Origin of the sequence: Flavobacterium sp. FlaQc-52 (assembly GCF_044007495.1) — a bacterium.
GTDB lineage: Bacteria > Bacteroidota > Bacteroidia > Flavobacteriales > Flavobacteriaceae > Flavobacterium > Flavobacterium cupriresistens.
In genome coordinates this window covers 535,174-559,340 of the sequence record NZ_JBIPCV010000001.1, presented here as the reverse complement: position 1 = coordinate 559,340, position 24,167 = coordinate 535,174, and the positions used below count along the sequence as shown (strand labels likewise).

The following is a 24,167-nucleotide window of genomic DNA, read 5'->3' as shown; positions in this document are numbered from 1 at the left end:
ATTTAATGGCTTTAGCCGAATTATACCCCAGTTCTTTCGACTATAGCCAATGATACAACCTCTCAATCATTTAGCTCCAGCTAAAGCACAATGTCATTAAGTTAAGGATTGTTAAAAAAAGTCTCACGCAGATTTTAGCGGAATCAAATAGAAAAACCCGCGTAATCCGTTTAATCCGTAGAATCTGCGTGAAAAATTTTCGTAACTTTAATGACATTGTGCTTCAGCAGGAGGAAAATCAATCCTTTCATGCTTTCGCTAAATATGGTCAACTAATTGATAACCAGTAATTTGAATTTATTAAAAGTAAGGTTAGAAGGCATAGGTTATTTTTGTTTTCAAAAAAAAGGGAGTTCCAGGGGTAAAGTGGATTTCTTCAACACTTTCCGGCTCATTTTGCAATCTGGATTCAGTGGCAAATTGAGTTTCATTCCATGCTGAATTAAACAAATTCTCTATTGAAATACCAAACGTTATTTTTTTATGCGTATAACTCACATTGGCATCGGCAATGAAATATCCTTTGGCTACGATCGAATTGTCTTCATTTGCAGGACGGCTGTCTAAGTAACGGTATCGGATGCCACCCGAAAAACCATTCCATTTCTGAAAGCTAATTCCACCCGTTGTAGTAAAATCAGGCGCTAACGGAATATAATTTTCTCCTTTCGGATCATCAATACTCCTTGCATGTGTGTAGTTGGCATCGAAATCAAAAAACAGGTAATCTGCCAATTGATATCGTATGCCCAAATCACCACCAAAACGTTGCGTTTTTCCACTAGGCTCAATAACGCCTGCGTCACCCACATACACAAACTCTTGCTGTAAATATAAATACCAAAGCGCGGAGTTGATAATTAATCGGGGGAAAGGCTTCCAAATAGTACCCAAATCGCCTCCAATTGCAGTTGGTAAGATCTCTTTTCCGCTATTTTGTACCACTACACGAGCATCATTAGAGTGAAAACCCATTCCGGTTTTTAAGTAGAATTGTAAATTGTTGTTTTGAGAATAAATGAAATTTAGTTTAGGAGAAATTTTAGCCTTATTTTCGGTTTGTGTCTTATAGGCAGGAGCTAATTTATCCTGATAATTGAATTTGAAATAATCAATACGAAGTGCCGGATTTACAATCAATTTCCCGAAATGTAATTCCGTATTCAAGTAGGCAAATAAGTTGGATTGATCAATATCTCCCAATTTAATTTGATTTAAAACAGTACTTCTGTTTAACGTATGTGAAAGTTCTGTATCTGTAGTGGCATCAGCACGTACCCCAATGCCAATTTGATATAAAACATCGAAAGTATCGAAATCTTCTTTTTTGTTCAACTCGGCATTTATACCATATATAGAGCGATTTTCTTTTTGTTTTATTTGATCCCCATTTACAGGATCTTCGAGAAAAAAAGTAAAATTAGAATACAATTCAAAGTTATAAGCACTATAGAAAGCATTGGTTTTAATGAATGTATTTTGGTCAATTGGTTTACTAAAAGAGGCATTAAAATTTGTTCTTGAAGTTTTACCACCTTCCGTATCATCAACAGATCCAAATCTGGAAATTAAACCGGCATCGACTAAACGTTGCGGAATTTGCCCCGAGGCATCCCATTTGCTTGCAAAATGAGAAGCCAAAATAGAGAAGGAGCTGTTGTTTTCTAAAATTGCCGAATATTTCCCTAATAAGTTTATACGATTAAAATTTTGAGGAGAATCAAAAGGGCCATCTGTCAGTATATATTCTGTGGCAATATAGGCACTTTGTCTTTTCTGTTTACCAAGAAGATCGAACAAACCTACAGTTCTAAAAGTATTAAATTGTCCTATTTCGAGACCAATAGCGCTATTATCAAGTTTGTCTTTTGTTTTAAAATCGACATACCCTGCAGTATCAAAATCTCCTTTGTTGGCATAATACGTTCCTTTTCCAAAATCAATTTTGTCAACTGTTTCCGGAATTACAAAGTGCAAATCGGCATAACCTTGCCCGTGAGCATGTGAGACCATATTTACAGGCATTCCGTCTACAGAAATGGCAATATCCGTACCGTGATCGATATCAAAACCTCTTAAAAAAAGCTGCTCCGCTTTTCCTCCACCGGCATGTTGCCCAATAAATAAACCGGGAACTTTACGCAATATTTCCTGTGAAGAATTTACAGGAGTGGTCTCTAAATCTATTTTTGATATAACATTCATAGCCGATAGTTTTGGCTGAATTACCACCTCTGATAATTGAAAACTATCTTCTTCCAGCGCAACCAAAATAGCTTCATTAGTCACTGTATAGCTGTTTTTTTTGTACCCCAATGCACTGATTTTTAGAATATTCCCAATAGCGGTTTTTTCTATGCTAAAAACTCCCAATTCGTTGGTATGCGAATGACTTTCGGTGGTAGTGTTAAAGACATAGGCGTTTTCTATCGGGTTTCCAAACAGGTCCGTTATTTTACCATTTATGGTTTGGGCATGAGAATACAAGCCAGTTATGGCGATTAAAGCAAGCAGAAATTTTTTCATTGGGATTTTTTTACAATTGTGCAATTTTACTTTCCATATTAGGCCCTAATTCGTAAGTGCTTTTAAGAAGCTCTTCTTTTATTGGCTTAATTTTTTGAGCAAAATTATTAGCTTTATAGATCGTAGCCAAATGATATTGAACTCTAGGTTCAAAAGATTTTCCAACCACATGATTTTGTGCAATTTCGAGAGCCTTTTTTGCATCACCTGTATTGTAATAAGACCAAGCCAGTAAATCATAAGAATCAGGGGTTGGACGATGATTGACTTCTATTTTTGCAATTTCAAGTGCTTTTAAAGCGGTCTCTTTTTTATCTGCAAATAATAAAACATTGTATTTATTATACATAGCACCATAATCGTGCGTTTGTAACATTGTCAGATAAGCTTTTGTGTTTTTATTTTCTTCGACTGTATTTCCTTCGAATTGTGCGATTTGAGCTTTTAGTAAATAAAAATCAGGAGTGTTATGTTTTTGGGTAATGGAGGCTATTATTCTTTTAGCTTCAGTTGTGTTTTTTTCGTGTGAAAAAGCAATCCATGCAATTCCTTTTAGGGCATAGGAATAATTTGGATCTAACTCTAAGGTCTTCAAGTAGCTGTTGTAGGAATCCTGAATACGTCCCGCATGACCGTAGAAATCACCTAAGTTGGAGTAGGACCAGATTCGTAGTGTTTTATTATCTTCTTTTTCTGCAATTGTTCTGGCCTTTTCCATAAATTGAATGGCAGTAGGTAAATCACCATTATGGTCATTCCATTTGGCAATGCGTATTAGATAATCATAGTCGTTAAGGTCTTTAATGGCATCCAGATTACTTAAGGCTTCTTTATAGTTACCCAATTCCATTTGAACATCAAAAAGTAATTTTTGAGTTTCTTTTTTGCCTTCGCCAATTGCAAAAGCGGTATTAGCCAAGGCTAATGCTTCTTTAAAACGATGCTGTGCAATATAATTTCTTGCCAAAGAGCGCAATGTTCCAACTCTACCATAATGAGTTGCCCGATTGGACGCTTCCAGAAGTGATTCCGTTTTATACAGATTTTCAATTTTTCCCGTGTATTCAAAAAGTACCGCATAATTAGAGGCAATTAAACTTAAATAAGGGCTTTGATTTGGTGCTTCATCAAACTTATTTTGCCAAAAAGTAATTTCTTTATGCGCTAAATCAAGAGATTTATTATCATTTAAATGTAAATATTTTTCATAATCAGTTGCGTTTGTGATTTGATTATCGGATTTGCCGGTACAACTTGTTAGTAGTACTACGCATAACAATGACAGAATTTTACTAAGAGTTTTCATAATTGTTTGATTGTTTGTTGATGAAGATAAAAATAGAGCAGACCGTTGTAAGCTGCTCTATTTTTGATTTTTTTACCAGGCAGCAGCCAAATAAGGAAATGAAGTGCTAAATGCCACATCATTTGCATCTACGTGATCTGATGTTAATTGCGGATTTGAAGCTCCGGTAGATCCACCAAATATCAGTAACAGTTCTACATCAATAACATCATCAGCCAAAGCTCTTCCCGTTAAAACGTTTGTTCCGTCAAAAAAGGTTGTTTTTTTAGTAGTCGAAACATTTAAAACATCTGTAGCCAAAAGTCCGGTAAACGCTGCAGCAGTTTGCCCCAAAGCATTTGTGCTGTAAGCGGGATTAAGCGCTAGTAATCTCGATTGAAAAATAGACTGATACTTACTTCCCATAGCTGATGGAATGGCAGCATTAAAATCATCTTTAGGCTGTCCCGATGCAATAAAAACAGTGTTTATAGCAGGTCTCGCCATTTGATCTTGTTGAACAAAAGTTCCGGAAAAGTCAATACTGGCCGGTTGTTCATTATTGTCATCATTATTATTGTCACAATTTGCAGAAAGTAAGGCTACTGAAATCGCTAACGTTATCATTTTTAGTGTATTTGTTTTCATAATATTATTTTTTAATATTTTTAGTAGTGCTTATTTCTTATTGTTTTTTCTTAGTTTCAGACCAAATATTCAAAGTTCCTGTTCCACCCAATTTTGCTTTTGGTACTTCGACTACAAGTGCCAAAACATTGGTTCCTGCAAAAGTATCTCTTCCCGGATTGTTAAATCCTGTAGCAGTCCCGCCTAAAATAGCTTGAAATTGACCTAAGTCAAAGAAGAACGGATCGTCTCTTGGTCCCGCAAAAAATTTCATTCCATTTATAGAATATGTTATTGGTGTAGCTTTGTAAGCAGAAATAGCAACTTGTCCGGAACTTTGACTTACATCAATACTACTTTTTGTACCAGTTGCAGATGGTTTATAAGGTCCGAAGAAATACATCGTGTTTCCACGTTTTATGGCTTGAATAACCAAATCTTCAACATAGTCTCCGTTGTTGTCAATATTGATTTCGATCATCACATTTTCATTAAAAGCGGCATCTGCTGTTTTATTAGGAGATAACAACCCTTGTGTATTGACAACAAATACCAAATTGTTCGTATCCTGTCCTTGAAAAGTGAACACATCGGTAATATCTGATGCAGCACCAGTTACCGAAGGCGCATCTATATGATCCGCAGCAATTAGGACCAATCCTGAAATTGTTAAGAGCCCAAGCCCAAATCCTAGTATTAATTTTGATTTTTTCATTTTGGTATAATTTAAAAGTTATATAAGTATCTACGCAATTCTTTTTTTTCTGGTTTCAAAAGAGTTAATAAAAACACAAATAAGAAAGTAAGTGTCTTTTAATCAGCGTTTTAATTTTAGTTGAAAAAAGGATTGCCATTTATTTCCAAGGTATAATTAGACCATAGTGTTTACTATAGTCACGTTATAAAATGAAATTGATAAGAATGGTATTTTAGTAAGAAACTTCAAGCACGGTGGCAGTGGCAGAGGTAGTAATTTTGGAAATAGAGGGTAAAAGCTAAATTTCGTGCTTGAATTTTGTTTTTGACAATAGCACTATCGCTTTGTTATTCTGCACAATTTCCATAGACTGATTTTAATACAGGTTCTATTTTTTACAATTTCAGCTTCTTTAGTTGCTTCAAAAAATAAAAATTCCTGTTTAGGTATGAACTATTTCAAAAATATAATCAGCTATAACAATGTATTAATGGGGCTTAATTCCAAATTAAGATTTTAAGAATATACATTGTTTGAAAAAGTCAAGAGGATTAGTAATGCCAGCATTAAGGGTAAAATTGCGTTTTTCATAATTTTTTGTTTTAAGCGATGGATCCAAAAAAATTATACTCATTAAAGTTTGCAATTGGCTGAAATAGTACAGTTCTAAGTTAGATAAAGTTTAGTCTTAAAAATCACGTAGTTTTGCCTGTTTTTAGTTTATTATTTCGGATCCTGTTTTTTCCAAATGAATATGCTAATTGTTGCAGTTACTAAATTCTATCTTTTATTATCTAGTAGAAGTAGCTTTGTCAATATATCGACACACTAACGCGTGCAGTCAGCTCCATCGACGGCAGAAACAGTTTTATGTAATTTCAGCTTCAGAAGTTTTAAATAAGAGATTTAAAAAGGAGGGAGTCGTTTTTTTTTTCAAATAGAATAGAAAACGATAAGCTATTTTGCCGATACACTATTTATGAGCATCAAAAACTATGGTAGTACTCAAAGTGTATAATTTTGCATTGGCATTAGAATCACGACTTTTTCGAAACCGCCATGATGACTGATAGAAACTGGTTGAATTGGATTGCCTTTATCAGTGATTAGGTGGGGTATACCAAAGGCATCTTTCTTAATTTCTTTGTTTTTAATTTCAACAATATTGGCGAAATCACTTTGACGGGTAACAGCAATGCTATGGATATTATCCTCTGTTATAGTAGTTTTAGTGTAATAAATAGAATCCATACAAGATACCTGGCCCAAAATGAAATGATCATTTCGAGCTGTTATTTTACAAACTAACTTTTGGGGGATATATGCCCGTATTTTGGTTTGTCGGTTGTAGATTTTATAAGCAGCCTCTTTCATGCTCCAAAGCAGCCACACCATGATTTCCGGTGTTGCAGCAGTGGAGATAAGCTGTTGTTCTTCAGAAGTGAAAATTTTATCAAAATAGCCCTTCCGTTGCCAGTTGCTTTCAATGCGTGATTGTGGAAGGTTTACCACATCATTACCGATCACTTTGCGGCAAGTTTAGTAGCTATAATCTCGACTGTCGCTTTTACATTAAGCATGCGCTCCATATCGGTATTGTCAATAATTAAACCAAAATTTTCTTCAATATCCAGTATGATATCTACGAGATTGGCCGAATTAATATTGAGATCCGTGATAAAATCAGTGTTCTCATTAAGGGTCTCATAAGCGTCCGCATTGGTGGTGTACGGCTTTACAATTACTTTCAGCTGGGCAATAATTTCTTCTTTTGTCATGTTAGTTTTTAAATTTTTTAAATAATACACAGGTGTTGACATCGCCAAAGCCAAAGCTTGCTTTTGCAATTATGTCGATATCTTTATAAATAGTTTTTAAAGGTATTTTTGCGGGGTCAATTAAAGCTGTAATTTCGGTATGCAGGTCATCACAATTAGTATTTCCAAATATAAACCCCTCATGGAGTTGTAGCACAGCAGCCACGCTTTCAACACTGCCGGCTGCAGCAAGACAATGACCGGTCAGACTTTTTAAAGAGTTTATATAAGGAAAATCACTCCCCTTTAAACCTAATGCTTTGGTCCAGTTTTCTATTTCCAGACTGTCTTTTGTGGTAGCGGTTAGATGTCCGTTTATTGCGTCTATCTCATTGGACTTAATTCCGGCATTTTTAAGTGCGGTACTGATACAGTGTTGTACTGCAGTGCTGTTTGGGGCTGTCATGCTGCCGGTGCCGCGCTGTCCGCCCGAGTTTACATTACCACCCAATAGTTCTGCATAAATAGGAGCTCCACGTTCCAGGGCACTCTCTAAATCTTCTACTAGCAATGCGCCCGCTCCGCTACCGGGAACAAATCCTGCTGCTGTATTACTCATAGGGCGTGATCCTTGTTCAGGATTATCATTGTATTTAGAGCTGCAGACGCGCAACGCATCAAAGCCACCCCAGATGTAGGGGCCACTGTCGCTGGTACTGCCGACCAACATTCTTTTTGCATGTCCTGCTTTTATTCGGTCATAGGCCATAAGCAGGGCTTCGGTGCCTGTTGCACATGCGGATGAATTGGTGGTAACCTGATTTCCTAATCCAAGTTTACCTCCGAGATAAGCACTAATTCCGCTATTCATCGTTTGAGCCACTACGGTACTTCCCAATTTTCTAACTTGTAGCTCGTCTATTTTATAAATGCTTTCCCGAAATTTATCAATGCCCGAAGTGCCCGCTCCAAAAATGGTTCCACTGTCCCAATCGGGTTCTTCATTAGTTTCTATTGGTAATCCGCTATTTTTCCATGCTTCGATGCCTGCTATAACACCGTATAAGATACCTGTACTACCAAAACCTCGTAGTTCAAGCTCTGTAAAGTACATGGCTTTTAGCTCTTCAGTTAGCGGTGGTGTGCCGGCAATTTGACAAGAAAACTGCAATTCCTGCAATTGCGGATCATGTTGTATGCCTGAAATCCCATTTTTTAAGGCATGGGTAAAGGCAGGTATTCCCACCCCGTTTGGAGCGGCTACTCCCAGACCGGTTATTACGATTCGTTTACTCATAATTTAGTAGTTATCATACCTGCTATTGTACCTTTACAAACTTCTTGTCCGGCTTCATTTTTCATCGATACATCACATTTTAGTTTTCCAAATCTGAAAAATATTTTTTTCGAAATTACAGTCACTTTCTCGTTAGGATATACCGGTTTTATAAATTGTATATCTGCTGATGTAAAAGCAATTAACGTATCTTTAGTAAATTCTTTATTTAAGTCTTTGTCCAGCAGATAAATACCCAGACAGACCATGCCAATCTGTGCCATGGTCTCGGTTAAAATCACACCGGGGGTCACCGGATTATTCTTAAAATGACCTTTATAAAAATCGAGATCTTCCTTAAAGGTATAAGTACCGCTAATCCCGTTTTCATCGGCAAAAATCAATTCATCGACAAATAAGAAAGGTGAGCAGTAAGGCAGTTGTGCTTTTATATAGTCTAAGTCCATCATTTTTTTAATTAATTACCATTGCAATAAAACTCTTTGTGCCGAAAATCCCGGGCCAAAACTCAACATTAACCCTTTTTCACCGGGCTTTGGATTGTTATTCATAATATGTTCCAGAACATATAAAACAGTAGCACTGGACATATTTCCGTATTCTCTAAGAACCTCTTTAGTTGCTTCTACATTTTTTCCTAATCCTGCAAAAAGCGTTTCGACTGTTTGTATTATTTTTTTGCCTCCTGGGTGAAATATCATATGATCGATAGCTGCAATCCCTAAATTATTTTTTTGAAGAAAAGGATGAATAATGTCTTCAAAATGTTCGGAAATGGTGTCTGGCACTTCAATATCCAATATCATTTGCAGTCCGCTGTTCGTGAGTTTAAACCCCATCATATGTTCGGCATCATAAAAATGATACATTTGTTCGTCGATTATTTCGGGACCTGGATCTGTTTCATAAGACGATAATAAGCAACAGGCCGCTCCATCACCAAAGATGGCAGCGCTCACTATGTTTGGCATTGAAAAATCAGTATGCTGAAAGGTTGCCGTTGGCGATTCTACAGCGATTACTGCCGCGCGTTTCCCGGGGTTTGACTTAAGAAAGTTCTTGGCATATATAATGCCCGATACTCCTGCAGCACAGCCCATTTCGGTTACGGGCAGTCGGACAATATCCTGCCTTAGATTCATTTTATTAATAAGATAAGCGTCCAACGAAGGAATCATGATTCCTGTGCAGCTTACGGTAATAATATAGTCCAATGACTTTGATTCCCATCCGGCTTTAGCAAGCGCTTTTTCCAGTACTTGTTCGCCCAGAATAATAACTTCACGGCTGTAAATATCATTTTTCTCTTCAAAAGAGGTCGCGGTAAAAACTTCAAACGGATCCATTATAGAATAGCGTTTATCTACCGCAGCACCTTCAAATATTTTTTTTACTTTTTTTATAAAACGCTCTTCCTGCCCCTCGAGCCAATTGTCCAGAAACGGAAGGATATCGGCAGTGGTACGTGAATATTTCGGCAGTTGCTTTGCAACAGTACTTATTTTTACACTCATAGTTTAGCAATTATCCATTGGTAGCGAAAGGCCCATTTCCAGTTGATGTCAGAGTTTCTTAAATTTAATTTTTTTGAAAAGCTTTCCAGTTCTTTTTTCTTAAATCCTTTTAAAATTGAGGTCAAGCCATCTTCACGTGATATGGTACTCAGGCGAAAGACACCCGAGACGATTTCAAACAAACGATAGGCGAGTTTACTGCGGTGCAAATCATTTACGACAACTCCTACTGTGGCATTTTCAGTAAAGGTTTTTATAATATGCAAGATTTCTTCGTTTGTAAAATGATGCAGTGTAAGGGTACATAAAACAATATCATACTTTAACTGCTTAAATTCTTCACTGAAAATATTGATGCAAGCGTATTCGATATTTGGATAAGATTGGGATAACTTTTTTGCATAGTTTATTGTACCTGTATTTGCATCGATCCCCGTTAGCTTAAAATTGAGCTTATTTTTTATGCCGTAATCAGCCAGTACGCGCAACATATCACCATTGCCACAGCCAATATCTGCTATTGTTATGGTTGTAGTGGGATCTGTTTTTTTTAATAACAACTTCACACTATTGAGAGTCAACTTATTACCTCCTAAAAAGTGATTGATGTGGGCAATTGTATCGAGTGCCTTGTCAATTTCTTCGCCTTCAAGCGAAAAATCATCCATAATCTCCGTTTCCTGTGTTCTGTATTTTATATCTAAACCCATTTAATCAATTGCTATAGTTTTACCATGTGTTTGTTTGATTACGTACTGAAGTAAAGCCGGAAATGCGGTCGTTACGGCAAACAACAGTGTGGTGATTCTTTTATTTTGCAATAGTTGTGCTAAGATTCTGCCTGCGGACATTCTCTTTTCAAAATGTTTTTTCCACTCTTTGGCATATGTTTTTTCCAGCATTTCGCGTGATGCCATTTTACCCGAATAATAGTCCAATACCAATTCTGATGCAATTTTCGCACTATGTACGGCTATTGCCATACCGTTACCACAAAGCGGATGAATTAAACCCGCCGTATCACCGATCATGAGTATGTGGTTTTCTACAAGCTGTTTTTTATCAAATGATACCTGACTTATCGTGATTGGTTTTTCAAAAAGTAAGTTGGTATTTTCAAAAATTGATTTTAGATTCTTATTCTTATAGAGCACATTATGCTGGTAATCGCTTATGTTTTTATATTTCTTGAATGTTGCGTAATCTGCCAGATAACAAATGTTTATGATATTATTTTCGACTTTGGAAACACCGCAATAGCCTCCTTCAAAATTATGCAAGGCCACGAAATTATCCGAAAAATTACCCGAATAATGCGCTTTAACAGCCAACCAAGGCGACTTTTTATTGATGAAACTCCTTGCTAAAACCTGATCTATATTGGAACGTTTACCAAAAGCGCCCAGTACTATTTTTGATGTTATGCTTTGATTTGTTCCTTTAACCGTAAAAAGATCATTGTTATAGGAAACTTCGTTAACTGTGTCTTTCAAAATAGTACAGCCATTGCTAACTGCTTTCTGATACAAAAAATAATCAAATGTGTATCTGCTGATACCAAATCCGCCTAGCGGTAGTTTGGCAGTTACTGCTTTTCCGCCACCGGTAGTGAATTCAAATTGAGTAATAGTAGCGTGGTCTAGTTCTAAAACATCAGCATCGAGCCATTTTAGATAAGGAAGGATTTCGTTCGAAATATACTCTCCACATACTTTATGATGCGGATAATCGGATTTCTCCATTAGAGTTACCTTCAATCCTTTTTTAGACAGATGCAGTGCACTTGTCAAACCAGCAAGACCGCCACCAATTATTATAACATCTTGATTAGTATTCATATACAGCAATTTAGTTATAAAATATGAAATGACAATCGTTTCTCACAAAATAAAAAAAAGCCCTCCCGATACCAATTCGAGAGGGCTTCTTCCAGAAACATTTTCTATATTATTAGTGACTTTTACTATTTTCAAAGCCAAGAATTGTAATGGCATAAGGCGTTGCCGAAACTTTTATTTTCTTTACTATGGCCATTGTAGCCAGATCTAATTGCCATAATTCTCCTGTAGTGGGAGAGGTGATGTAAGCAAAACGCTCTGTTAACTGCATTTGAGGTTTTGAAGGAGCATCACTAGCCGTTTGACCGATTGGTTTTCCTTCTTTTTCAACTTGTAGGCTGGTTAGGTTGAATAGTTTAAACTCACCGGTATTCAACAGTATCCCTAATTTGGTAGCATTGTAGCTCACTTTACATTGTATAATATTTGTACTTTGTAAAATAGGTTTGATGGTCTCGTTTACCACATCGATAGCGTAAGCACCTTTTGCAGCAGTATATCCAATAAATTTACCTTTGGCTTTTGTTTCTAAAATGGTTCCAAACCAAGCTGCTCCAAAATCTTCAGGAAGTGTGATTAGTTTTTGTTTTCCTGAACTTTCCACCACAAGCACACCGCTTGCAGAACCGAAAACGGCGTAAGTTCCGTCAGTAGCATTTCCGTGAATTCCTTTTGTTGCAATAGTAGCCTCAAAAAGAGTTTTACCGGTAGCATCTATAATTTTTACTTTTTCAGGTAATGTTCCGGTAACCGAATTGTCTTTTTGCGTAATAGCATAAGTTCCGTTAGTAAAACTAGCCATAGCACCGTGATGGGCCAATAAACCTGCATTTATTAGCTTAAATTTAGCTCCAGCCGTATTGATCTCCGATTCTTTACCAACTGATAAAGTACCATCACCATCATTGAATGTTAATAGCTCCCCAATTTTACTTTTAAAATGAGTAGGCGTAACTGATTGCCCGACTAATGCACCAAATTTCGGAATTCCATCTACATCTACGTGATCACCATGACTTTCGAATCCGCTGTCAAAAGTTTCAACCGTATTGTTTGCTCTGTGAATTATTCCTGCATAGCGGCCGGATTCTGTTGTATAGAGGGCAGATTTTGCAAATTTTGCATCAAAAGAACTTGTCGTAGCCTCTAACGGATTAACCAGTGTCAGGGCTGTAGTTTTTTCATCAGAAAGGAATATTCTTAGATACTTATGCTCTGTCAGCTTTTCTATTGGAGTTTCAGTAGTATTGTCATCATCGTTACTACAAGAGAATGTAAGGGTTGATAACGCAAATAAAAAAATCAGTTTGTAATAATTGTTTTTCATTGTAATGGTATTTAGATTAATATTTAGAATTTATGGATTAGTATGCAATTGTAATAGGCATTGATTTGTAAACACTCATATTGTAAGTCGTGTTTTTGTAAAGCACCACCCAGTTGTACTGCCCGGACTGCCAGGCTTTGTCTGCCGTTGTAGGATCACCGTTGGCATCTTTATCGGCACCAACTACAATGCTTTCGCCGCCCCAAACCTCATTTATCTTTTGCAGGGTTGAAATTTTTGAAGCTGCCGGAAGGCCCGTGTGTGTGACTTTTGAAATTACAATAACCTTTTTCAGATCCAGATTATCGATACTTTCAGGATAGTAATTGAGGCTCTTCTTGATTAAAACAGAATATAAAATTCCATCACCCATAATCTGACTTACCTGAGCATGTGCGGTCAATTTATCGTTCTTTTTGAAGATTAATTCAGCTTCGACCCAGGTTCCCATGTAATAGATTAAATCCTCATTTCGGGATAACATATCGCGACCAATTAAGGGATCGGCGGGCATATTTGCGGGATCTGTTAGCGTAACCTCTTCTTTGATTTCTAACTTAGTTCCGTTTTCATCCAGTACAATAAAGAAGAAATCATATTTACCTTCCGGAGCTTCGGCAGGGATGGTAAAGTGTTTGTGCACGTTGGTGTTTTTTGCTCCTTTGTAGACGCTCCAGGACAATTCTAACTTCCAGTCCTTGGTATAGGTTTCTCCTTTTTTGGGAAGTATTTTTAGTTGCACATCGCTAATTTTATCTCCCGCAATCACATCTGCATTGAAATGGAAATCACGGCCGATTAAGGCTCGTTTGTTATTGGCCGTTCCAATTTCAACATTTTTGACTGTTGGTTCTGAGACCTTAGCGGTGTCCTTGTTGTCATCGTTGTCACAAGCGGTAAAGGCTGCGGTGATAAGGAATAAGAGTGAGATGATTTTCTGCTTTTTCATAGGTAAATAGCGTATTAATTTGGTTTATAGGTATTATGTATTAAAAATGGAATTTTGACCGAAAGGATAATATTTCGACTGGCTTCAGGAAGTTCAATCAACCTGTAAAAACTGGTGTGATTGAGGTATTTTGTATTAAACAAATTTTGAACTTGCAGACTAATCAACAGATCCTGCTGGCCTGTTTTTACTTTTGTCCCCACACCGAGGTTAAAGACGTTACTACTTGGCGTTTTTCTCTCAGGAGGAACAATTTGATTTTGTTCGGCAGTGTATCGGTAGTCTAGGGAGAAATAAGTATTTTTCAACCCTTTAATTTCCGGACTATAGGTGATATTAAATAAAACTGATGGAGGAGGAGAGAAAGGCAATGTATACCCTTTTTTGCTCCCTGATAATTGTTCCGAATAGAGATACTCTGCCAGAATCTCACCGCTTATATTTTTGGAGAATTGATAGCGTGTTTGCAATTCGACCCCGTAGCGCATGACTTTACTCTGCTCGTATTCGAAAACCTGATTGCCGGCTCCGTAATAAATATCGTGCTGTGAAGTAGGATTGAGGTAAATATAATTGGTGAAATAATTAAAAAACGGACTCAGCTGTACCGACCACTTATTTTGCTGCCATTCCATTCCAAGATCTACTTGATAAGAACGTTCTGGCGATAAATTCGGGTCTCCTTTTTCAAACCTGAAATAATGGTAATTCACACCATTTGAAGCCAGTTCTTTTGCGATAGGCATTCTAAAACTTGTTCCAAGATTTGCTTTAAACGAAAATGGGCCAGGGGTGTAATTAATTCCTGCTGACCAATTGAGACTGTTGAATGTTCGGGCCAGTTCTTCGGAGCGCTTTAAATAGGCCGAAGTGGTTTGTCCATTTTCGGTAATTTCGCTTTTAAACCAGTCGAAATAAGGCTTCATGTCGATTTTGCCGTAATCCATTCGAATAGCTCCATGCAACAGCCATAAATCGTTGATTTTAAATTTGTCATAAATAAATATTCCCGCATTCCATTGTTGAAATGCCGGTATTAAAAAGCTCCAACCCGCGATGGCATTTTGCTGTTGCTCGCCATTTATTCCGACAGTAAATTGATGTTGACCTAACGAAAATTCGTCTTTAACCGCAACAGAGAAAACTTCTTTATCGTATTCTCTCTCCAAATCTTGAGATCCGGGTCTGTTCTCAGGATATATCGGTGGCATATAACCATGATTTACATAATGACTCCATTCCCGACGGAAATTCTTCTGAAAACCCAATTGTGTTTCCAATTGATGCGTTCCGATCAAAAAGGAAGTGGTATTGCTAATTTTAGTATGCGTAACTTCCTGATATGGCATCAGTATGTCTCTGCTTGATTTGTCATGAAGTTCGGTATCTACATTTCGTGGTTCAAGCCCGTGGGCATTGGCAAAAAAACCGCTTTTGGTGTGAATAGAACTTAGGTAGAAAACCGATTTAAATGTATCGGTCAGGTATCCAACACTTCCATGTAAATCCAATTCTCGTCCTGCCGTATTACGCAGTTGATTTTTGTTTAACGGAACAGCATAATTGTAAACATGCACCGTATCTGCAGGAACGCGGTAATCTCCGTAATCCATAAAAGTAATTCTGGAATCGAAAAACCATTTTTCCTTTCTTCCAAATAAATTGAAGGAACCTCCATACAGACTGTTATTGCTCTTGCCTGTAAAATCCATACTTCCACCCAAAACATGTTGCGATGGAAAAGGAACCGGTTTGATATTAATAGCACCACCAATGGCATCTGATCCATACATGATAGAAGAGGGGCCTTTTATAATTTCAACGCGATTTACGGCATATTGGTCAATTTCTAAACCATGATCGGCTCCCCATTGTTGTCCCTCATGTTTAATACCGTTTTCTACGACTATAACCTGATTAAAACTTAACCCTCGAATTAAAGGTTTCGAACTTCCCGAGCCAATAGAAATGGCTTTTACCCCCGGGAGTCTTTGTAGCGACTGCATCAGGCTTCCACCAAGATTGCGTTGAATAAAACCACTACTTACGATTTCAACGTTTAAAGATTCTTCTTTTTTTCGTTGCCCCTCGTAAGTATTGGTAACTCTGACTTCGTTTAATTCTTTTACTTCCGGAATTAAGGTAATATTAGGAATAGTATTTGAATTTTTATTTAAAGAAAGTTCCATTTCGTAGCGCACATAATCAGCATAAGTGATGGTTATTTTTTTGGATTTTTTATGAATTTGTGTAAAGGAATAATACCCCTGTTTGTCTGTCATGGCAGTAATACCTGAAGGAAGTACGGTTACGATAGCACCCTCCAACGGTTTATGACCATTGGAGAATACGCTACCTGATATACGAACAGATTGCCCTGTAACTGTTGAAACTATAGCAAAACAAAACAGCCACAGGCAAAAAGTTCGCAATCGATTTGATTTATTTTGGTTCATCAAAATCAACTTATAATATTTTAATACTTAGTCCTTTAATGGTTTGCCATCCCTCTTTATCAGTCAAACGAATCATAAAGTGATAATCACCCGGATCGATATCCGCCGGGATAAAGATTTGTTTTGTTGCCTCGTGGCTTTTTTGTCCTTCAGGAATAGGCGTGATGTTGATGTACAACATTGGATTTACCGGTTTTTTGATCGGATCAACCACACAGGTATTGACCTCTGTACTATGTGAATGATGATCAAAATTGTGGTGAATGTCCAGACTATAAGAGCCGAGATTAGCATTGTCCGAAAATTTTGCTTTGAAAGTAAATAGCTGTCCACGTTTTACTTCACTGCATTGTTTCGGAAATGCAGTGGAAGCCGAAATATCAACTACCGGATATTCCGTGTCAATTTCGTTTTTGTCACTGCTACAAGACGTTAAAGCGGAAGCACCGATTAAAAGGGCGACTAAGATTCTGTTTTTCTTCATTTTGTCTGATTTGATTTTAAGTTTATTCATAGGTTTTTATTTGGTATACGAATTGGAAAAGGGGTTCCCGAAAATCATTAAAATAGCACAGCCATTTCCTAAAGAACTATGACAGTCTTTTGCAAATTGGCATAGCATAATCAAGAAAGATTACACTATAAAAAGCATGTTTTTTTGAGAGAAGAAGTAAATCATTGGCAGGGAATCATCCCGAATATCAATCAGTTGCAATTGATTTAAGTTGTTCTGGCCGGACTTCGAAAAGGAGATATACAGAATTTCTGAATTAGGTTTTGACGCTAATTGTTTTTAAATAATAATGAAACACTCAATAACCCAAAAAGTAGGGGAATGGGGTTTCTTATCAGCGGTATTTATTTAGTATTCAATAAATTATAAATACGTTGGCTTGACTCAAGTCCATAAGACAATGAATTCTGGCCAATATCTAAGAAATGGTAAAAGAAAAAGGTTTCTTAAAATGACTTAAACTTCAATAAATAATAATGGTAGTGCTACTGATTGTATTTAAAACAGAAAATTGCAGTGATCCTTTCGAAATAGAAATGATTACTTTTTTAGATTGTCGGAGGTGCACGAAGCGCAAATAAAGCCCCTTTAAAGTAATTGGAGTACGTTTTGAAATAAAAGTAAACATAAGGCGTATTGCTTATACTTTTATAGAATTCAAAATGGACATAGGAAAAATTAGCAACCGGACTAAACTTGAAATGACATATTTGACATTCTTCGCTGGTGTAGTTGTGTGCCTTAAAATCACTTTTGTTGGTAGTGTATTGTTGAACCTTTTTTTCTGCACTGAGATTGTGACTGTGAATATGTTCGTAAGAATGGACAACCGGAAATAGTATTGCAAACAATACTATCAATGGCATTAGAAGATTAATAAATTTTAATTTCTTTTTCATTCTGTGAATCCGGTTTTACTACTACAAGATTACTGCAAATATAAAATACTTATTTATAAATGCAACATTGTTTCATTAAAGTTTTTGTAAGATGTTATAGTTTGGCGCCGTAAACTCCTTTAAAATGCTAGTTATTAATGTAATATAGGACTTTAAAATTGTTATTTGTAGGACTAGTAATACTTACTGATTGTCTTTAAGTCTGTTGCTTTTTTGAAAGTCTTTTAATTGCAGCTGATCAGGGATTTGTTAGGACAGAAAGCGTGTCAAATTTTATTTTTTTTTGATTTTTTTGTATCTTAGCGTAGTGTATTATACTGTTAAATAGAGAGTTGAATTCTATTGATGTAATATGCTTTATAAAATTCTTACAATTAATAACTGTCGCGCTATGTCATTGGATAAAACTAAATTGAGTCTTTACAGTTTTTTAAAACGACACAAAAATTTAGTAAACAATGCCGCGCTAAATATTAAACCCAATTATTTTGATAAAGATTTGTACTCAGGTCACAGTTACCGTGGATATGATGATGCCGACAGAGACTTTATTTGCACTAAAATAAAGGATCTGGATCTTATTTTTAACGGTAACAATCACAGAATTCAATTAGATGGTATTGATTTTAATACTGAAAAAAAAGCCGTCATTGAACTAATGGCAGTGAAGAAATGTATTGAAAAAGTTCTAATTGAATTGAATGCAATAGAACTAAAAAACAGAGATCGTGATTACTCCGAGTACCCGTTGAAAATTTGTTATACTACATTTAAGGAAATCGACGATGATTTACAGGTAATTCTCTCGTCTGAAGAAATGTCAAGCTTTCTCTACGATATTGATCTTAGGACGCTGGAATATGAGAATCTAAAATTAGAGTTTGGTATTTTGTGGCAGACCAAATTGTTTAGATATTCGTTGCATTTTCTGGCATTTGTACCATTTTTAACGAGCTGTCTTTATGTGGTGTTTAATGCAGATGATGCCGATTTCCCTTTTAATGAAAGACTCGTAATAATTGTTTCAGGCTGTCTGATGACAATTTTGCTGCATGTTTTTTTAAACACCAAAAACTCATTCAAAGAATCTTTTAAATTTATTGCGCCAAAATCAAGAAAAAATCTTCGGGAAAAGAATTGGTTGCTATTTCTGGATGAGGACCATTAAATGAGGTAGTTTTTAAGTAGAAAAGGAATCATAGGCTTTCTTTAAGTTTGACTGTATTTAGTTTGATTAGTTTTGATGAAGGTTAATTGCCCAAAACATATCCGACAAGAGCTGATATCCCCATGACAAAAGTACTCCAGATACTGAGCCGGAGCGCTGCTATAAATATGTTCGATCCGCTTGCTTTTGCGGCCAGTACGCCGGATAATATCAAAAAAAGGATAGAGCAGGTGTATTGACAGAGTACCATTTCTTTTATAGGTGCCAGAATAACCACGAGTAGCGGTAAAAGTCCACCAACCATAAAAGACATCGCCGCTGCAAAAGCCGACATGAGTGGGTTGACTTGTTTAATTTCATCTGTTTCTAACTCATCTCTGGTTTCAGTATCATAGGTAGTTGGAGACGACAGCTCTGCGACAACCTCTTTTGCCAGTTCTGTATTTATTCCTTTCTGGATAAAAATACGCGTCAATTTATTAAGTTTTTCTTCCGGCATCTTGTTGATTTCTTCATTCTCTTTTTTGAGATCAGCAGTTTCGATATCAGATTGAGAACTTACAAATACGTATTCTCCTGCCGCCATCGAAAGCGCTCCGGCTGTTAAACCTGCTACGGATGCGAGTAAAACCGGTTCGCGGGTTATACTGGCAGCAGCAACACCAATTGCTAAACTGGTTATAGACAATATTCCGTCTTTAGCACTAAGTACGGCTGCTCTGAACCAGCAGCTCCGGTTAATGTCGAGTTTTTCCATTTCCATGATTTTGATTATATACGGGGTTTAATTTGTACGGGATTGTAAATTGGGTGGGTTATGGTTTCATAATTTATCTTTTAGCTGTTTCCCTATTTGGATATCAGGTAGTTAAAAACTGTAATTGATTTAATTTTTTTATGTAGCGCACTCTTTCAGCGAATCTTAAAGGTTCACGAATGGCTGTCGTTTTTATTTTTGAACGTGTTGATTTCTTTATAAATGCTTTTGAAAAGGATCATTAAGTAGCCTTTGAAAGTGCTACTCGAATTATAGCTTAAAAAATCTGCGGATAAGTAAGAATTAGGTACGGAAGACCTCGGAATTAAAGCTTAAAAAACTCTAATCGCACTAGTTAAAAAGGCTGTATATTATTTTTCGCTGGTCCTAATTTCTAAAGCTATTATTGTGAAACTCTTAAAATTTGCAGTTCTTCTGGTTTTGATTAAGGTTATTAGGTGAAAGTGACTTGGTTATGGGTAAGCTTGCTATTTTACAGGTCTAAAATATGGATTTTCACATTGAAATTAACACGTTTATTTTAATTGTAAATCTTTTGTCTTTGAATGACAAAAATAGTCGTTGAAAGGAGTGTTTTCTTCGAAAAAAATAGGAAAAAGAAGCTCTTTTTTGCCCACATAATATATAGGTAAAATAGTTTGTTTTTTTTCAAAAATGATTTAGATAATAAGTAGAAATAATTGCAGCAGTAGTTCATTAAGTAGACTTTCACTTAATGAATCACAATTGAGACCCCACAGCACAAACAATTTATTTTGTCATTAGTGACGTTGATAGCAGCAATGACAGGGGGTGTCGACCGATTTAACGTACTGTATTTCGCAGATTTAGAATGAATCTAATTAACCGCATTGTACGAAAAACCAGTAAAACTACTTGGTCGTTTTTTAAAATTATGCTTTACTATTGTAGGAATAAATTTCTAAAAAAGCGGCATTACATTGTGATATAAAATTTTAAAGTCAACTACATACAGTGCTCCTTTTTTTAGAAGTTAAATGGTTTAGTTTTTATTGAGGTAATATACGGTACTTATTTGTTTAATAACTATTTAAAACAAATGTTATTCGTTTTATTTAAACAAGTAAATCAGTAGGTTATTCAATTAAATCTAACACGGAAAGAAATAAAAAAAGAATCAGAATCAATCTATTATAAGCATCAGGTCTTGAAACAACAATTTGCTGGATTACTATGACAACAGTTTGATTTTAAGACAAAACAACTAAGCCCCTTAACTACGCAAATTATTAACTTTAAAACCAATATTATGTTAAAACGTAACGATCTCGGAGACGAGATGCAAGAATCTCAAAAAATCGCAAGTTTCAGTGCGCAGGAAAATGAACTGGGAGCAGATCCAGGAGCCAATAATAACATATTAGAGAAGTTGATGAAGGGATATACAAAACTCGAAATCGACGACCCACTTAGACCTTTTTACGAACACAACCTTCAAAAAATTGTAGATGAAGTAGACTACGGAGTTTTGGCAGCTTTACAGGGCACTTGGGTGAGCTACAATAATAAAGCTACTAATCCAACAGTAGACAGATTAATAGGAAGTGGAGTACATACCACGATTATGCCTTCGCCGGGTACAAATTCCGGAACTATTCCAGGAAAATATAGTTTTGATTGCCAACAGTATATCGAAAAACTAACATTCGATTTGGTTCCGGGAGGAGTTCGTAACCGTGGTGGTGCCAATGAACAATTTTGCGGAGCTGTAAAATACGAGCAAAGTGTCAAAAGTGTCAGTACTGAAAAAGAAAGCGCTGCTTTAAAATATACTCCAATTCACGAAGAAAACGGTATGTATTTATGGCTTAGTGACGTGTTTAATTATGCTGCCACCGAGAAAACCATTAAAGAAGACCGTGGTTTGCTTCCTGTAGCAGAAACGAATCCAAATAAAGATCTATATCCTGATGGTTATCCGGACGAAACCTTATTTTTAGTTTTAAACGATAAGGGAGTAAAAGAATACGTAACATTAGCAAACTTAAACGGAAGACATTATTATGCAATCTTGGCAGCTAAAGAACTTAAACCCGGAGCCGGTCAAACTGGTCCGTATTTTATACCTGATTATTCTATTTCTAGAAGTGGGGTAATTCCACACGGTAGTACGATAACTTTATTAGGAGATCTTGCTCAAGGGGATAATGGCTTTTTAATTAAAGGTGCACCACAATTTCCGGAAGGGAATGCTGCCTGGAAGTACGATCATCTGGCTATTTCAAGAACAATGGGAGGAGCCGGCGCAAGCGAATCAGACCCAATAAATCTTGATGCACCGCCACCACCATGGGTTTTTGAAACACTGAATCACGATACTGATCCCGAAGAAAACAAAATATATACGCAACGTATACTTGCTAATCCGTTATATCCTTATTCAGTAAGACCGGATTTGCGACTTCGTGATACGAATAAAGGACAAGAGATTACAAACCATGTCCTGATTCAAATGTCTTCGAAAAATAAAACAGGTGCACAAGGAGGAATTATAAATGTTCCTTTTGTGGATCGTTTTGTATCGACAGTCGAAATGAAAATGAATCTGTGGATTGAAACCGTTAAAGAAGACGGAAAAGAGTTTCTACAATTGCAATACGAACAAATTATATTCTTCGAATTTGCTTTTGGAGACAGCGGAGGCACAACAAGCTGGCCACACATACAAGTTAATACACTGCGTAAGATCGAAGATATTCCTGAAGATCAAAGACAGATAATTATAGATCAATTCTACAATACCGGCAAAAAAGATGCTGCTGCGGCCGCTGCCGGATGTCCGTATCATAAAGAATAAAAAACTTTAAAATAAAACGCTACAGTGTCTTGTCATCAAGACGCTGTGGGGCTTTATTGCCTTTAAAAATCACACTTTCTTCCGCTTTTCAAGCATTTTTTTTAGAAATTCTAAAAAGTATGGCTGTTCAAAAAAAAGTAACCTATCAAATGAATTGATTTGATACCATCTTATAGTACAAGAGATTAAATAGAAATTTAACTAAACAACGTATTATGAATTACAATCAGAAAAGAGACCATTTTATTGCCCCAATATTAGAATGGGCCCAAAAGAATAAACCAAAATCGACTACTGCAAAAGGTATGTATTCAGCTGCTGCTGCTATGAGTGGTTGTGATCATCTGAAAAACGCAAAACCTTTTGAGGTACCTTCTCAGTTTACCGGAAAAGATTATATCACCATGTTGCTTCAGATCGATGCTGAAATTGAACAAGGACTTATGTTGCAATACTTGTATGCGGCTTATAGCATGGGTGGAAAACAAATTCCCGAAAAGTATCAGGAAAAAGTGCATACGTGGCAAAACATAATTTTAGGTATTGCTAAAGAAGAAATGGGGCATTTTATCTCCGTACAAAATGTATTAAAAGTGATTGGAGCCCCCCTAAATTTTGGAAGAGAAAGTTATCCTTGGGACAGCCCGTTTTATCCTTTTCCCTTTACTTTAGAAAAATTTTCCCTTAGTTCACTGGCCAAATATGTCTACGCCGAAGCTCCTTGCGAATGGCTGGAAAGTGATGATCCGTTGGCAGCCGAAATTGTAGCTTCTGTAGACGCAACTGTCAAAGATCCACATACTGTAGGTGCTTTATTTATAGTGTTACTGCAATTAATTAAAGATCCTAAAGTAATATCCGATGAGACTTTTCAACCCGGAACCTACAGCTGTCAGGCGAAGTTTGATGAGTGGGGTCGTGGCTATACCGGAGGAGACCGAGGAACCGACGGAAAAGGAATCTACACCAAAAGTCCGGATGTTTTAGTAGCGCCCCTATTATCTCGTGATGATGCTTATAATGCGTTGGCAGAAATAGCAGAACAAGGAGAAGGTATGGATACAAAAGAGGAAACAACACCATCCCATTTCGAACGATTCTTACACATTTACAAAGAATACAAAACAATTTTAGAAGAAACCAATAACACTTTCGAGCCTTCCCGAAATGTGGCAACCAATCCTTATGTGGGTTCAAAAGTACACACAACGGAGTCCGGTACTTCACCTAAAAAAGTGGATAACAATGCTATTACAGATCCAGAAGCCATTCTTTGGTCCGATTTGAGTGATCTTCGGTATCGTTTATTGCTTAACTACTTAAATCATAGTTTTTTACTGGATAATGGTTATAACAATTCAGGAAGCTTTTCGCCTCGTGGTATGATCATCAATTCGGCATTTGGAGAAATGTACAATTTAAGAAGTTTGGCAACTATTTTGGTTCAGACCCCAATCGCTAAAGATGGCGATGTAATGGGAGGGCCACCTTTTACACTCCCTTATACTTTTGATTTGCCTTTTGGAGAGCACAACCGCTGGAGAATGCACAGAGATCTTCTCGAGGCTTCTCAGAATATTATCGTAAAGCTAAAACACTTTCAAAATCAACCTCATATTCAATATTTGAATGGATTACAGGAAGCCGATCAAAAGCTACTACAAGTCATTGTAGACTTAACAGAAGAAGTTTCAAATTAATTCAATCCATTTAATAA

General features: G+C 36.5%; 20 protein-coding genes. 3 read left to right on the top strand and 17 right to left on the bottom strand.

Annotation, left to right across the window (positions count from 1 at the left end; translation table 11 throughout):
- Window positions 1-312: 312 nt before the first annotated feature.
- From ACHRV5_RS02475 to ACHRV5_RS02400, 16 genes are all read right to left on the bottom strand, one after another.
- A complete protein-coding gene (locus tag ACHRV5_RS02475; protein ID WP_395425618.1) occupies window positions 313-2,526 on the bottom strand; it encodes a TonB-dependent receptor in 2,214 nt (737 codons plus the stop codon).
- 10 nt (window positions 2,527-2,536) lie between these two features.
- Window positions 2,537-3,832 (bottom strand): hypothetical protein, encoded by a 1,296-nt coding sequence (locus tag ACHRV5_RS02470; RefSeq protein WP_395425617.1) that lies wholly within the window; start codon window positions 3,830-3,832, stop codon window positions 2,537-2,539.
- Between the two features lie 72 nt (window positions 3,833-3,904).
- A complete protein-coding gene (locus ACHRV5_RS02465; RefSeq protein WP_395425616.1) occupies window positions 3,905-4,459 on the bottom strand; it encodes a DUF4331 family protein in 555 nt (184 codons plus the stop codon).
- Window positions 4,460-4,496: 37 nt separating this feature from the next.
- Window positions 4,497-5,153, bottom strand: coding sequence for a DUF4331 family protein (locus ACHRV5_RS02460; protein ID WP_395425615.1), 657 nt, complete (start codon window positions 5,151-5,153; stop codon window positions 4,497-4,499).
- A 987-nt stretch (window positions 5,154-6,140) separates the two neighbouring features.
- Window positions 6,141-6,662: a 4'-phosphopantetheinyl transferase superfamily protein gene (locus ACHRV5_RS02455; protein ID WP_395425614.1), complete on the bottom strand. Its 522-nt coding sequence runs from the start codon at window positions 6,660-6,662 to the stop codon at window positions 6,141-6,143.
- On the bottom strand, window positions 6,659-6,913 hold the full coding sequence (locus ACHRV5_RS02450; RefSeq protein WP_047777601.1) for an acyl carrier protein: 255 nt from the start codon (window positions 6,911-6,913) through the stop codon (window positions 6,659-6,661). The genes ACHRV5_RS02455 and ACHRV5_RS02450 overlap by 4 nt, the downstream gene beginning before the upstream one ends.
- Window position 6,914: 1 nt before the next feature.
- The gene (locus ACHRV5_RS02445) at window positions 6,915-8,189 is read right to left on the bottom strand and encodes a beta-ketoacyl-[acyl-carrier-protein] synthase family protein (RefSeq protein WP_395425613.1); all 1,275 of its coding nucleotides are present in this window, start codon (window positions 8,187-8,189) and stop codon (window positions 6,915-6,917) included.
- On the bottom strand, window positions 8,186-8,635 hold the full coding sequence (locus ACHRV5_RS02440) for a 3-hydroxyacyl-ACP dehydratase FabZ family protein (RefSeq protein WP_395425835.1): 450 nt from the start codon (window positions 8,633-8,635) through the stop codon (window positions 8,186-8,188). Before ACHRV5_RS02440 ends, ACHRV5_RS02445 begins: the two co-directional genes overlap by 4 nt.
- Window positions 8,636-8,650: 15 nt before the next feature.
- Window positions 8,651-9,703: a type III polyketide synthase gene (locus ACHRV5_RS02435; RefSeq protein ID WP_395425612.1), complete on the bottom strand. Its 1,053-nt coding sequence runs from the start codon at window positions 9,701-9,703 to the stop codon at window positions 8,651-8,653.
- Window positions 9,700-10,413, bottom strand: a complete 714-nt coding sequence (locus ACHRV5_RS02430; RefSeq protein WP_395425611.1) for a methyltransferase domain-containing protein — start codon at window positions 10,411-10,413, stop codon at window positions 9,700-9,702. Before ACHRV5_RS02430 ends, ACHRV5_RS02435 begins: the two co-directional genes overlap by 4 nt.
- Entirely contained in the window at window positions 10,414-11,541 is a 1,128-nt protein-coding gene (locus tag ACHRV5_RS02425) for an NAD(P)/FAD-dependent oxidoreductase (RefSeq protein WP_395425610.1), read from the bottom strand.
- A gap of 112 nt (window positions 11,542-11,653) precedes the next feature.
- A complete protein-coding gene (locus tag ACHRV5_RS02420) occupies window positions 11,654-12,868 on the bottom strand; it encodes a hypothetical protein (RefSeq protein ID WP_395425609.1) in 1,215 nt (404 codons plus the stop codon).
- Between the two features lie 37 nt (window positions 12,869-12,905).
- On the bottom strand, window positions 12,906-13,817 hold the full coding sequence (locus tag ACHRV5_RS02415; protein ID WP_395425608.1) for a DUF4625 domain-containing protein: 912 nt from the start codon (window positions 13,815-13,817) through the stop codon (window positions 12,906-12,908).
- 14 nt (window positions 13,818-13,831) lie between these two features.
- Window positions 13,832-16,273 (bottom strand): TonB-dependent receptor, encoded by a 2,442-nt coding sequence (locus ACHRV5_RS02410; protein WP_395425607.1) that lies wholly within the window; start codon window positions 16,271-16,273, stop codon window positions 13,832-13,834.
- Between the two features lie 10 nt (window positions 16,274-16,283).
- Window positions 16,284-16,787 carry a DUF4625 domain-containing protein gene (locus ACHRV5_RS02405; RefSeq protein WP_395425606.1) on the bottom strand — a complete coding sequence of 168 codons (504 nt, stop codon included), beginning with the start codon at window positions 16,785-16,787 and terminating at the stop codon, window positions 16,284-16,286.
- A gap of 548 nt (window positions 16,788-17,335) precedes the next feature.
- Window positions 17,336-17,686 carry a hypothetical protein gene (locus ACHRV5_RS02400; protein ID WP_395425605.1) on the bottom strand — a complete coding sequence of 117 codons (351 nt, stop codon included), beginning with the start codon at window positions 17,684-17,686 and terminating at the stop codon, window positions 17,336-17,338.
- Window positions 17,687-18,077: 391 nt separating this feature from the next.
- On the opposite strand from ACHRV5_RS02400, the gene ACHRV5_RS02395 reads away from it, so the two are divergent.
- Window positions 18,078-18,854 (top strand): hypothetical protein, encoded by a 777-nt coding sequence (locus ACHRV5_RS02395; RefSeq protein ID WP_395425604.1) that lies wholly within the window; start codon window positions 18,078-18,080, stop codon window positions 18,852-18,854.
- Window positions 18,855-18,936: 82 nt separating this feature from the next.
- Here the strand turns inward: ACHRV5_RS02395 and ACHRV5_RS02390 are convergent, their stop codons facing one another.
- Window positions 18,937-19,611: a VIT family protein gene (locus ACHRV5_RS02390; protein WP_395425603.1), complete on the bottom strand. Its 675-nt coding sequence runs from the start codon at window positions 19,609-19,611 to the stop codon at window positions 18,937-18,939.
- 1,291 nt (window positions 19,612-20,902) lie between these two features.
- Between ACHRV5_RS02390 and ACHRV5_RS02385 the strand changes: the two genes are divergently transcribed.
- Both ACHRV5_RS02385 and ACHRV5_RS02380 read left to right on the top strand, forming a co-directional pair.
- Window positions 20,903-22,450 carry a peroxidase, FMP-type gene (locus ACHRV5_RS02385; protein WP_395425602.1) on the top strand — a complete coding sequence of 516 codons (1,548 nt, stop codon included), beginning with the start codon at window positions 20,903-20,905 and terminating at the stop codon, window positions 22,448-22,450.
- Window positions 22,451-22,665: 215 nt separating this feature from the next.
- The gene (locus ACHRV5_RS02380; protein ID WP_395425601.1) at window positions 22,666-24,150 is read left to right on the top strand and encodes a ferritin-like protein; all 1,485 of its coding nucleotides are present in this window, start codon (window positions 22,666-22,668) and stop codon (window positions 24,148-24,150) included.
- The last annotated feature ends 17 nt before the right edge of the window (window positions 24,151-24,167 follow it).